We start from the raw sequence: 12,981 nt of genomic DNA, 5'->3' as shown, positions 1-12,981 counted from the left end.
CTATGCAATGAGTGGGAGCTTAATACTTGAGCCAAGGCGAGAAAGAGCCTTCCCTAGAGTCGTGAAGAAAAAGCCAAGCCGATACCCTAGAAAATACAATGCCGCTCACCTTAAGTGAACGGCATTAGGCCCAATTGGCCTCTTTCTCTTCTCTAATTTTTGCTTTCAGAACATTACAAGAATGCTTTGAAAGGCAGCTCTGGTTCATCGACAAAAATGTCTTTAAAGCCTCTGAAATGCTGGTAATGCATACGTCCTTTGTCGGTTGGGTAAGTGTATTTACCACCCACTTGCCAAAAGAATGGCGCAAAACCGTATTGCAGACGATCTTTTTTCATTTGCCACAATACTTCAATTTCACGCGGGTCATTTTGGAAGTTAGCCCAAATATCGTGATGGAATGGGATCACCACTTCACAATCTAACGCCTCGCCTGCGCGCAAAATATCAGATGCAGTCAGCTTATCTGTGATGCCTCGTGGGTTTTCACCGTATGAGAGCAGCGCCACATCAATCTTGTAGTCATTACCATGCTTGGCATAGTAGTTCGAATAATGCGAATCACCTGAGTGGTAGATTGAGCCACCGGAGGTTTCCAATAAGTAGTTGACCGCGCGATCATCCATACCATCAAGAATCCCCTTATCATAAGATGAAACACCTTTAGGCAGCGTAATCAACGCAGTGCGATCAAAAGAGTCCAGCACTCGGATACTGATATCGCCGACTTCAATGCAATCACCCACTTTCGCCACAATGCAGCGCTCACTCGGTACTCCCCAGCCTTGCCACAGGTCAACGCAAGCTTGTGGCCCAATAAATTTCACATGCTCACCACAGTTTTGCAGCACAGCTGCTGCGACATTAATATCGATATGATCAGCGTGATCATGCGTCGCCAGTACCGCATCAATCTCTTTGATGCCAAATGGGTCCAACACAAAAGGAGACGTTCTTAAGTTGGGTTGCAGTTCACGCACGCCCCCCATACGCATCATCTGATGCTGTTGATTCATCAAGGCATTCTTTTGCGTTTTCTTACCCGTCCCACACCAAAAATCGATCGAAAGATTGGTATTACCGGCACTTTTTAGCCAAATGCCTGTACAACCAAGCCACCACATAGCAAAGGTGTTAGCTTCCACTTCGGTCTTTTCTATCTCTTCATTCAGCCAAGTTCCCCACTCAGGAAACGTACTGAGAACCCATGAATCGCGTGTGATTTCATCAATTTTACTCATAGCAACACCTTTTATTTCACGATCAGTTAGACAATTTTGGATGTAGGGAGCCAAGCGTCTTCATCCAAGGTGAAGACACTGAGCCTGTGTTTATTATTAGAATGTGTAGAGCGAAGTGCTTTCTATACCAGAATCACTTCTGTCCCCTGCTGTTGTAGCGCTAGGATAACTTGCGGATCGGCGGCTTTGCCAGTGATAACAATATCAACCTTGCTGGCGGGGCAAAATAGCATGCCCGTACGCTGCCCAACTTTAGAACTATCCACTACCACCACTAACTTACCGATTTGCTCTAGCATCTGTTGCTCGGCAACGGCGGTGAGCATATCGGTTTTGTATAGACCATTTTCCGTCAGCCCTTTGCCACTGGTGAACATCCAATGTCCGGCATAACCACCTAACGAATCAGGGGCGGGGTTGAGGAAAATGTTTTGTGCTTTGTTGTACTGCCCACCAATGATGATTACATCGTCGTGATCTTCATTGATAAGGTAACTGGCCAGTGGGAAATAGTTAGTCACGATTTGAACATCTTGGCCACACAACTCTTTACCGAGCAAGAAGGCGGTCGAACCACAGTTAATTACCACACTGTCACCTGGGTTGCAGAGCTTAGCCGCAGCCATGGCAATCTGTGATTTTTCATGGAAATGATCCGTACTGTCGATATTTAACGGCGTCCACGCTCGCTTTCTAATCTCTAAACGTTCAGCACCATTACGAACTTTCTTCAGCTTACCTAGCTCATCTAACTTAGAAATATCGCGGCGGGCCGTTGCTGGTGACACATTAAATTTCTCAATAATATGCGTGACGTTGATGGTGCGCATATTGTCTAGCAAAGACAGTATCTCGTTATGTCTTTGTACTTCGTTCATGGTTATCACCTTATCTTTTCATCAAGTGATTACTTGGTGATTATTTATGATTTGTTTTGATTCTATTTCTCATCTATCACAATGTCAAACACTGGACGAACAAAACTTCCCTTTCGCTCACAATAAAACCTAACCAATTGATTTTATTTGAAATAAAATTTTAACTGTGACTTGAGTATCAAATAATGTCTCCATTTGGCGAAGAAATTGATAAAAATCAAAATAATCACAAATGAGCACTGAATGATTACTTTTGATTGGTAAAGTCTATTTCGTGAGCAAAACAGGATTGAAATCGGCATCACCTTGCTGATTCACTCTGACCTACACCCAGCTTCGAGTAAGACGGGAATACACATAACGATAAATAGAGAATCAAGGGGTAAAGATATGCAGTTCATCTACGATATCTTCTACATTTTTTATAGCCAAGTAATGACTAAAGCACCTTTGCTGCTGGGCTTAGTCACCCTTATCGGTTACTGGTTATTAAGAAGAGATACCACCACCATCATTAAAGGGTCGATCAAAACCATCGTCGGCTTTATGTTGGTACAGGTGGGTGCAGGGACCTTAGTGGCAGGCTTTAAGCCTGTGATTGAGAAATTATCGGAATATCATGGTTTAACTGGCTCGGTTATCGACCCGTACACCTCAATGATGGCCACCATGGAAATCATGGGGGATGATTATTCTTGGGTTGGTTATACCGTACTACTGGCACTGGCGATCAACATCTTGCTCGTTTTGCTGCGCCGCTACACTGGCATTCGCACCATCATGCTAACGGGGCACATTATGTTCCAACAGGCAGGATTAATTGCGGTGTTCTACCTTGTGCTGGGCGCAAGCATGTGGGAAACCATCCTTTATTCGGCTGTTTTGATGGCGCTCTACTGGTCTATCTCCTCCAACATTATGTTCAAACCCACCGAAGCCGTCACGGGTGGAGCCGGTTTCTCCATCGGCCACCAGCAACAAGTCGCGTCTTGGATTGCGGTTAAGATTGCCCCCAAATTGGGCGACAAAAACGAGAGTGTCGACCACCTTGAGCTGCCTAAATGGTTGCACATTTTCCACGACAGTATTGCCGCAACCGCGATTGTGATGACGCTATTTTTCGGCATTATTTTGCTCTCATTTGGTTTAGACAACCTGCAAGCAATGGCGGGAAAAACCCATTGGTCTATCTACATTCTGGAAACTGGCCTTAAATTTGCGGTAGCGATTCAAGTTATCGTAGCGGGTGTGCGTATGTTCGTTGCCGAACTGTCTGAAGCCTTTAAAGGTATCTCAGAGCGCGTCATTCCTAACGCGGTTTTAGCCATTGACTGCGCCGCTATCTACGCGTTCTCACCTAATGCCATGGTGTTTGGTTTTATGTGGGGCGCGATTGGTCAATTTACGGCGGTGCTGGCCATGCTCGCTTTTGATGCACCGATCATGATCATTCCCGGCTTTATCCCGATGTTCTTCTCCAACGCGACCATTGGTGTTTTTGCCAACCACTTTGGCGGCTGGCGCGCGGTCATGAAGATCTGTTTTGTGATGGGTATCATCGAAGTCGTTGGCTCAGCATGGGCCATTCACATCTTCAACCAATACGGCACCGAATTCAGTGGCTGGATGGGCATGGCCGACTGGGCGTTAGTCTTCCCGCCAATCATGCAAGGCTTATCCGTCTCAAAACTGTTCTTCTTTGTACTGATTGCATTGGCTGGTGTGTACATGTTCTTTGCCTCTAAAAAACTGCGTGAAGAGGAAGATGCGCAGGGTCTGGTAAACATCAGTGACGAGCCAGACGTCATCGCCGCCGTCGAACAAGCACTGAAAGTCAGTGATGGCGTACGTCCGGTCAGCATTTTAGCCGTGTGTGGTAATGGGCAAGGCTCCTCAATGATGATGAAGATGAAAATCGGTAAGTATCTGGAGAAAAAAGGCATTCCACACGTGATGGATTCCTGCGCAGTGTCTGATTATAAATCTAAGCTCGCCACCACCGACATCATCGTCTCATCAAAACATCTCTCTGGTGAGATGGAGCCCGGAGAAGGCAAATTTGTGCTCGGCGTACAAAACATGCTGAATCCGAACTCTTTTGGTGATGAGCTGCTCGATATCATCGATAAAAACTTTGTCACTTTGAAATAGCTATTTACTACAAAACGATAAGTACAAAAACAACAATAGGTGCCAGACGCACTGGCACCCACTCTGGAGATAGAACCATGGGACTGAAACAATCACTGATCGACAATGATTCCATCCAATTAAATGCACAGGCGAGCACTTGGCAAGAGGCGATCAAAATCGGTACGGATAGGCTGATCAAATCAGGAGCCATCCACCCCTGCTATCACGATGCCATCATCAGCAGCGTTGAACAATTAGGCCCGTATATCGTCATCGCGCCTAATCTTGCCCTGCCTCATGCTCGTCCTGAAAATGGCGTGATCAGAACCGCCTTTGCTTTAGTGACGCTGCAAACGCCTGTCTATTTTGACGGCGAAGATGAACCGGTCGATGTGCTGATCACCTTAGCGGGCAGCTCGTCTGATCAGCATATGGAAGGATTAATGGAAGTAACCCAAGTGCTGGATGATGAAGAGAGCGAGACTGGCGTTGATCTCGATAAACTGCGCCGTTGTCGTACCGCGCAGGATGTTTACCAAGTGATTGATGAAGCGTTAGCGGCGCAATTGGTCGAGTGAGGATGTCATGTATAGCGAACTAAAACAGCGAGTATTTGCGGCAAATCTTAAGCTTCCCCAATACGGTTTAGTCACTTTCACTTGGGGCAATGTATCAGAAATAGACCGCGAGAAGGGCGTCATCGCCATCAAACCTTCAGGCGTAGAATACGATGTGATGAAAGTCGATGACATGGTGATCGTTGATCTTAACGGCGCGATTGTGGAAGGCACACTTAATCCATCCAGTGATACCGCCACTCACCTCGAACTCTATAAAGCTTATCCAGAGATTGGCGGCGTGGTACACACCCATTCGCGTAGTGCCACTATTTGGGCGCAAGCGGGCATTGACATACCCGCTTTAGGGACCACTCATGCCGATTATTTTTACGGTGACATCCCCTGCACACGCAAACTTTCTTGCGATGAAATCGCTGGCCAATATGAGAAAAATACCGGCCTTGTGATCATCGAAGAGTTCAAACATCGTCGCATTGATCCGATGGCAGTGCCAAGCGTGATTGTCGCCGGGCATGCTCCTTTCTCTTGGGGCAAAGATGCTAACGATGCGGTTCATAACGCCGTCGTCTTGGAGGAGATTTCTGCCATGGCGCTGGCGACTCGTTCACTCAACAGTGGCATCAAAATTCAACCGGAATTATCCGATAAACACTATCAACGTAAGCATGGTGATAACGCTTACTACGGTCAAAGGTAGCGGCTATGTATAAAGTTCTCGCGCTCGACCTTGATGGCACGGTGTTGACTGATGAACACACCATTCATCCTCAGCTAAAGCAGGCGATTCAACAAGCGCAGCAACACTGCCACGTGGTGATCGTGACTGGCCGTCACCACACGGCGGCTAAACCCTATTATCAAGAATTGGGGCTCACAACCCCCATCATCTGCTGCAACGGCACTTATGTGTATGACTACCAAAATGAAAAAGTGCTCAAGCACAATGCCATCACCAAGCACGATGCATTGACCTTTCTCGCTTTGGCTAAAGAGTTTCAAATGAAACTGGTGATGTATGTGACCGACGCGATGACCTATTCCAAGCGTAGCCCAATCGCCTACATGCAAGCGTTAGAAAAATGGGCCAACCAGTATCCACCGACGGCACAGCCCAAAATCGAGCAAATTGACTCGTTTCGTCACCGCGTCGAGCAAGAAACGTTTATTTGGAAATTTGTAGTTGAAGGGCTACCGAGTTCCGTTGAACGCCTTGCCCAACAAGCTTGGGTACAAGAGACATTCAACGGTGAGCGTTCATGGTCGAATCGCGTCGACTTCGCTGCCAAAGGCAACAGTAAAGGTCAGCGCTTGGCTGAATATGTGCAATCGCTTGGCTACCACGCCAATCACGTGCTGGCCGTCGGTGATAACCATAATGATATTTCAATGCTCGACTACGCTGGGCTCGGCGTGGCGATGCTCAATGCCGACGATACGGTGAAATCCCACGCCAAACTGATTTGTACAACCGATAACAATCACGACGGGCTCGCCCATTTGATCCGTGACAAAATTCAAGGATAACTCTCATGACTAAACCAATGATCCAAATCGCTCTCGACCAAACTGACCTTATTTCTGCCATCGAAGTGGCAAAAAACGTAGCAAGCTTTGTTGATGTCATCGAAGTGGGCACCATCCTCGCCTTTGCTGAAGGCATGAAGGCCGTCAAAACGTTACGCCATAATCACCCTGACCATATTCTAGTGTGCGATATGAAAACCACCGATGGCGGCGCTATTTTAGCGCGGATGGCATTTGAAGCTGGCGCGGATTGGATCACCGTTTCTGCCGCAGCGCATATCGCCACCATCAGCGCTTGTAAGAAAGTCGCCGATGAACTGGATGGCGAAATCCAAATCGAAATTTACGGCAACTGGACCTTTGCTGATGCACAAGCGTGGATTGACCTTGGTATCACTCAAGCCATTTATCACCGTTCAAGAGATGCCGAACTGGCCGGTATTGGTTGGACAAGCGAAGATGTTGAGAAGATGCGAACTCTATCCGATATGGGGCTTGAGCTTTCCATCACAGGTGGCATCGTGCCAGATGATCTCTATTTATTTGAAGGCATTAAGGCCAAAACGTTCATTGCGGGGCGTGCATTGGTCGGTGAAAAAGGTCGCGTCACTGCCGAAGCACTGCGCAGTCAAATCGATCGTTTTTGGTGCTAGGAGGCCGTATGTATCAACATTTGCCACGCCAACGTATCGGGTTGTATGAAAAAGCGCTCCCCAATCATTTCAGTTGGGAAGAAAAGCTCGCCACAACGAAAGAGCTGGGGTTTGATTTTTTAGAGATATCCGTCGATGAGTCGGATGAACGTCGTCAACGCTTAGACTGGGATGATGCAACCATCTATCAGCTACGAAGATGGTGTGAGCAATACCAAATCCCGTTGCAATCGATGTGCCTAAGTGCACACCGCAAGTTTCCTTTTGGCTCGTCAGACCCCGCCATTAGAGAGCAAGCCATTCTGCACATGGAGAAAGCGATTACCTTAGCTTACAAACTGGGCATTCGCACCATCCAACTCGCAGGCTATGATGTCTATTACGAACCCGCTAATAAAGAAACTCATCAACGTTTCATTGAAGGCATGCAGCTTGCCGCCAAACTGGCCGAGCGTGCTGGTGTGATGCTGGCAGTGGAGATCATGGATACCAGCTATCTTAATTCACTGAGCAAGTTCGAAATACTAAAGCGGGAAGTACCCTCCCCCTATTTTATGGCGTATCCAGATGTAGGCAACATTTCAGGTTGGAACTACGATGTGTGTACTGAATTGGCACTTGGTATGCCACACATTACTCAGATCCACCTTAAAGATACCCATTGCGTCACCTCTAGTTCCACGGGCCAATTTCGAGACTTGGTGATTGGTGAAGGAGAAGTCAATTTCGATGCTATTTTCCAAACATTAAAAAAGACACACTGCGTTGTGCCGATGGTGATCGAAATGTGGGCGCAAGATGAACACTGGAAACACAATATTCGTGTTGCGCAGCATCGGCTAAATCAAGCCTGCGATGCTGCTGATTCGCCTCGTTTATTCAACCTATAGCTCATTTATTCAACCTATAAATTGTGCTCGGGTGCATCTTTTATGCATCCTTCATCCTCATATTGGATAATGCCGCGCCCTCTCCCCCGTGAGCGCGGTAGCTTTTCTTGGCAAATATTGACATCACCAACACAATCGCGCAGAGTTGCTTTTTGATAACGCCCCGATGCATAACACTCTGAGAACCAATGAAATTACTTCACTTACAACTCTTCTGGTATGAAAAGCATCACACCCTTTTAGAAATGGAAGCGCTCCCTACGCTCACCCCAACCCAAGAGCAAGCGCTGGCAGAATGGGTTAAGTGTCGACGCAAAATATTAAGCTTTGAGGCTCACCAGCATACTTGGGTAAAAGTCAATGTAGACGGTTTTTCTTCCGCTTTGCATTTAAAGCCTAATGGCACGTTGGTCGAGCGAGATCTGTTTGGTGAAAAAACGCTACAAGGATTATGGAAAGTCATCGACGGTTTCTTATTTATCAAAGTGATCAGCGGTGAATTTATTGTCGAATATCAGATTGTTGGCAATAACGAACAGAGCATTCACTGCGGTATTGAGTACATCAACGGCCGAGTCAGTACCTACAGCAAATTTATTCAAACCAAATAAGCTTTGTGACCCACGGGAAAAAATGAGATGTATATTGAACAAGATATCAACAACCTTGTGAATCCATCGGCAAACTGTGGCACACTCGACATAAATGCAGACTCGGTTCATCATGGTTTATGGAAGAGTACTTAAAACGAATCAAGCAGCTTGAAGAGCAAGTTGAGCATCTCAAAAAAGAAAACAGCTCTCTTGAAGAAAAACTGAATGCAACGCTAGAAGGCACTGGTCTTTGTCTTTGGGAACAACACATTCCTAGCGGAACCCTTAAAATATTCAATAGAGAATGGGGTGATATGCTTGGCTATCAATCACACGAGCTAGACGCCACCGTCGACATTTGGAAAAGCAAGCTCCACCCCGATGATTATGACTTAGCCGTGGGCGCTTTTGAGGACCATTTGAATGGCAAGGCTGACACCTATCAGGTCATACACAGGATGATCCGCAAAGATGGAGGTCAAAGCTGGGTGTCGGATCGCGGCCGAATCGTTGAATATGATGAGAATGGAAAGCCGCTGCGCATGATGGGCACCCACACGGATATTACCAATGAAAAACATTATGAATTAGAACTCTCCAAACTCGCCGCGCAAGATCCATTAACCAACCTATTAAATCGAAAAGCGCTAGAAACTAAGTTTGACGAGATGAATGATCTTGTCGAACACCCTGCGGCACTAATTTTTATCGATTTGGATGACTTTAAAACCGTCAATGATCATCTTGGGCACCAAGCTGGGGATTTCGTGCTGCTCCAAGTTTCTCAATGGCTTCAAGAAAATGCGCCTCAACCATCATCGATTGCTCGTTTGGGCGGCGATGAGTTTGTCCTATTGTGCATCAACCAAAGCACAGAAACGTTAAAGCAGTTTATCGACAGTTTGCTCACCAAAGCCTATTCACCACTAAAATTAAGCCATGGAGAAGTGCAAATTGGCTTTAGTATTGGTGTTTGCCAATTCACAACCTCAACGCATACTTTTGAAACCTTATATGAATTGGCCGACCAAGCAATGTATCAGGTGAAGAAAAATGGCAAAAATGGCGTTGAGTACATCAATCTTAGCCAATAGCAGGCAAAAACACTTCCCCTAACATACATCTCACCGAACCACCGCCAATATCCTCAATGGTCTTCACATTACACGGCAGTAACTTACCGTGACTGGCCAGCTGCGCACGCTGCGCCGGCGAAAAGGCATCAAACGCCGATTGCGACATAGCGATCACTTTATCCCCTGCCGCCGTTTCTAATTGTAAAATGTTGCCGCAGAAACAGTTCATCTGCTCAAGTGAAATTGAGATGATCTGTTTATCTTTGGCCAGTGATTTAACCACAAAACGGCGTTCAAACTCCGGGATCACTTCATCGCAAATCACGCAGAATGCTTCACCAACCGCCATCATCACATTGGTGTGATAAACCGGTTGGCCTGAAGGCAACGCCGTTTGAAAAGAGACCACGCGATCATAACCGATACGTTTAGCGTACTCCTCTAGCACTTCACGGTCGCAGCGCTGTGACAACGCCGAATAGATGGTTCGATTAAGGTGATCCATCACCATCACACCGGTGCTTTCAAGATAAGCCTGCTGGTCTTGATACGCGAGCAACGAATCTTGCGCCAATACCTTACGGCCTGACAAAGTAAGAGCTTCAACCAACGCTTGTGGGCGCACTTCTTGCTGTCGATTTTTACAAGCCATCGGAAAGGTAAACAAAGTTCCCTCTGGCGTAGTGCTAAACCAGTTATTGGGAAAGACGGCATCTGGCGTTTCCACTTCAGATAATGGGTAATCAAACTCCACTACTTGTACGCCTTCGAGACGCAGTGTCTCAACCATGCTTTGATATTCGGCCATGGCTTGGATACGAACTTGTGCGGTACTCAATGCAACTTGGTGTTGAAATTCATTATCTTGTGCCGTTTGAGCGTTAAATTTGAACTCTTTTGGCGGCACCATTACGACACAATTGGCATTTTGCACCGTATTCACGGCTGGCTGTGTGATCACTTGTTCCTGCAACATCATAGAAACTTTCCCTTCTACTCACTTTAGGCCAATTGTAAGCATAATGTTAAAATAACATTGACTGAATTTTGGGTTATTTCATCGAATAACTCCTATTAATTACTGAGAAAACTACTTTTCACATTAAAAATTACGGCAAAATCCTCATCACACCTACAAATATTCACCATTATTCAAAAAATATTCACAGTAAAAACTCACTTAAAAGTAACGCAACTCGTTTATGGTTCTCTTATCGTCGATAACGATATTTTACTCGCTTCATTTTTTCATCCGATGGACGTTACTGACCATTCGAGCCGATGCTTGCTGCATTAACCACCGTATTAATCAGGCGCCGTTTTCTAGAGCCAAGCGCGAAAAGTAATCCGCCACTTATGTTGTGATTTCGTTATACTTCTGTTCGGCTTACTCCATCATTTGCTCCCCTTATAGGAGTTCAACGTTAAATTCTCGCGTTCTAGGCTTTTGGTCTCTCATACTTTAGCGAGAATTGGCATAAGGATTTTCGATGTATAAAAAATTTGAAAGCTTTACCCAAGCCTTTCCCAAAGAGGAACCCAAACAGCCTCCTGCGACCTTATGGGCCTTTTGTCGTTACTACACGCGCGGCTTTGAAAAACCACTCATTTTAATGGCGTTAATCAGCACGTTAATTGCCGTTGTTGAAGTATCACTGTTCGGTTTTATGGGCCAACTGGTGGATTGGCTCTCATCCAGTAACCCAGAGACTTTCCTAACTGAGAACCGAGACACCTTGATCGGTTTATCTATTTTAGTACTCGTGATCATGCCACTTTTGATTGGCATCTATTCACTGTTGATCCACCAAACTATGCTCGGCAATTATCCCATGTCGATCCGTTGGTTAGCGCACCGTTATCTGCTCAAACAAAGCCTCTCTTTTTACCAAGATGATTTTGCGGGAAGAATTGCCACTAAAGTAATGCAAACGGCGTTATCCATCCGCGAAACAGTGATGAAGACCTTGGATGTGTTTGTCTATGTGTCAGTCTATTTCACTGCGATTGTGGTGATGTTGGCGCAAGCAGACTGGCGTTTAATGGTGCCGATGCTAGTCTGGCTCGCGGCCTACATTTGCATTCAACTTCACTTTGTACCACAGCTTAAAAAAGTGGCATCAGAACAAGCCGATGCTCGCTCAACCATGACGGGGCGCATTGTTGATAGCTACACCAATATTGCCACGGTCAAGTTGTTCTCACACACCCGCCGAGAAACCGACTATGCCGAACAAGGCATGGAGAGCTTTTTAGACACGGTTCACCGCCAAATGCGTTTAGTGACTGGTTTTAACCTGTGCGTTGAACTCGCCAACTATATTTTGGTGTTCGTGATTGCGGCAACTTCGATTTATCTATGGATGCAGAGTGCCATCAGTATTGGTGCAATCGCGATTGCGATCAGCCTTTCATTGCGCATTAATGGCATGTCGAAATGGATCATGTGGGAAGTTGGCGCACTCTTTGAAAACATGGGCACAGTCGTGGATGGCATGAAAACCCTCTCGAAACCGATCACCATTGAAGATAAACCCAACGCAAAACCGTTGCAGGTTGCACAAGGTGGCATCGAATTTGATGACGTGAGTTTCCACTATGGCGAGAATAAAGGCGTTATTAACCATTTAAACCTGACCATTAAACCGGGTGAAAAAGTGGGTTTAGTAGGGCGTTCTGGCGCTGGAAAATCGACTTTAGTCAATTTACTGCTTCGTTTTCATGATGTTGAAGGTGGGCAAATTCGTATCGATGGGCAAGCGATCAATGAGGTCACCCAAGATTCGTTGCGCAGCAAAATTGGTATGGTGACGCAAGATACTTCACTGCTGCATCGCTCGATCCGCGATAACATTTTGTATGGCAACCCTGATGCAAGTGAAGAACAACTGCTGCAAGCCACCCGACAGGCACACGCGCATGAGTTTATCGAAACACTCACCGACCCATTTGGTAACCTAGGCTATGATGCGCAAGTGGGCGAGCGCGGCGTAAAACTGTCTGGCGGCCAGCGCCAGCGAATTGCTATTTCCCGCGTGCTGTTAAAAGATGCGCCACTATTGGTACTCGACGAAGCCACATCCGCACTCGACTCCGAAGTGGAAGCGGCAATTCAAGAGAGCTTAAATGAGCTGATGCAAGGCAAAACCGTGATTGCCATTGCTCACCGTTTATCAACCATTGCCGCAATGGACAGGTTGATTGTACTCGATAAAGGTAACGTCGTTGAGCAAGGCACACACCAAGAGTTGATCGCTCAAAACGGCATTTATGCACACCTATGGGCGCACCAAACGGGTGGCTTTATCGGTTGCGACGACGTTGAGATTGCTTAATGGTTTATCAACGGAGTTTGCGCTCCGTTGATGCTTCCACAATTCACTCTTTTTCCTTAGAATTCGCCCATTCCCTT

Annotated in this window: 12 protein-coding genes; 9 read left to right on the top strand and 3 right to left on the bottom strand. The window is 46.3% G+C overall.

Annotated features, from left to right (window positions below; translation table 11 throughout):
- Positions 1–173 precede the first annotated feature (173 nt).
- Positions 174–1,241, bottom strand: coding sequence for an L-ascorbate 6-phosphate lactonase (gene ulaG / locus AACV32_RS09505; protein ID WP_013868344.1), 1,068 nt, complete (start codon positions 1,239–1,241; stop codon positions 174–176).
- A gap of 122 nt (positions 1,242–1,363) precedes the next feature.
- Positions 1,364–2,119, bottom strand: a complete 756-nt coding sequence (gene ulaR, locus AACV32_RS09500) for an HTH-type transcriptional regulator UlaR (protein WP_170894974.1) — start codon at positions 2,117–2,119, stop codon at positions 1,364–1,366.
- A gap of 390 nt (positions 2,120–2,509) precedes the next feature.
- Between ulaR and AACV32_RS09495 the strand changes: the two genes are divergently transcribed.
- From AACV32_RS09495 to AACV32_RS09460, 8 genes are all read left to right on the top strand, one after another.
- Positions 2,510–4,270, top strand: a complete 1,761-nt coding sequence (locus tag AACV32_RS09495) for a PTS ascorbate-specific subunit IIBC (RefSeq protein WP_094124631.1) — start codon at positions 2,510–2,512, stop codon at positions 4,268–4,270.
- Between the two features lie 77 nt (positions 4,271–4,347).
- Entirely contained in the window at positions 4,348–4,830 is a 483-nt protein-coding gene (locus AACV32_RS09490) for a PTS sugar transporter subunit IIA (protein ID WP_013868340.1), read from the top strand.
- 7 nt (positions 4,831–4,837) lie between these two features.
- Positions 4,838–5,530 carry an L-ribulose-5-phosphate 4-epimerase gene (locus AACV32_RS09485; protein ID WP_013868339.1) on the top strand — a complete coding sequence of 231 codons (693 nt, stop codon included), beginning with the start codon at positions 4,838–4,840 and terminating at the stop codon, positions 5,528–5,530.
- Between the two features lie 5 nt (positions 5,531–5,535).
- Positions 5,536–6,357 carry a pyridoxal phosphatase gene (locus AACV32_RS09480; RefSeq protein WP_013868338.1) on the top strand — a complete coding sequence of 274 codons (822 nt, stop codon included), beginning with the start codon at positions 5,536–5,538 and terminating at the stop codon, positions 6,355–6,357.
- Between the two features lie 5 nt (positions 6,358–6,362).
- Positions 6,363–7,010 carry a 3-keto-L-gulonate-6-phosphate decarboxylase UlaD gene (locus tag AACV32_RS09475; RefSeq protein ID WP_017049270.1) on the top strand — a complete coding sequence of 216 codons (648 nt, stop codon included), beginning with the start codon at positions 6,363–6,365 and terminating at the stop codon, positions 7,008–7,010.
- Positions 7,011–7,018: 8 nt separating this feature from the next.
- Positions 7,019–7,900, top strand: coding sequence for an L-ribulose-5-phosphate 3-epimerase (locus AACV32_RS09470; protein ID WP_026028426.1), 882 nt, complete (start codon positions 7,019–7,021; stop codon positions 7,898–7,900).
- A gap of 188 nt (positions 7,901–8,088) precedes the next feature.
- The gene (locus tag AACV32_RS09465; RefSeq protein ID WP_017042894.1) at positions 8,089–8,511 is read left to right on the top strand and encodes a hypothetical protein; all 423 of its coding nucleotides are present in this window, start codon (positions 8,089–8,091) and stop codon (positions 8,509–8,511) included.
- Positions 8,512–8,630: 119 nt separating this feature from the next.
- The gene (locus AACV32_RS09460; RefSeq protein ID WP_026028163.1) at positions 8,631–9,587 is read left to right on the top strand and encodes a diguanylate cyclase domain-containing protein; all 957 of its coding nucleotides are present in this window, start codon (positions 8,631–8,633) and stop codon (positions 9,585–9,587) included.
- Here the strand turns inward: AACV32_RS09460 and AACV32_RS09455 are convergent.
- Positions 9,577–10,548 carry an arginine deiminase-related protein gene (locus tag AACV32_RS09455; protein WP_094149390.1) on the bottom strand — a complete coding sequence of 324 codons (972 nt, stop codon included), beginning with the start codon at positions 10,546–10,548 and terminating at the stop codon, positions 9,577–9,579. The genes AACV32_RS09460 and AACV32_RS09455 overlap by 11 nt on opposite strands.
- A gap of 511 nt (positions 10,549–11,059) precedes the next feature.
- Between AACV32_RS09455 and AACV32_RS09450 the strand changes: the two genes are divergently transcribed.
- Entirely contained in the window at positions 11,060–12,904 is a 1,845-nt protein-coding gene (locus AACV32_RS09450) for an ABC transporter ATP-binding protein (protein WP_013868330.1), read from the top strand.
- Positions 12,905–12,981 lie beyond the last annotated feature (77 nt).

The sequence above is a fragment of the Vibrio sp. B7 genome (assembly GCF_963888765.1).
Lineage (GTDB): Bacteria > Pseudomonadota > Gammaproteobacteria > Enterobacterales > Vibrionaceae > Vibrio > Vibrio anguillarum.
This window is presented reverse-complemented; position numbering and strand designations above follow the sequence as displayed.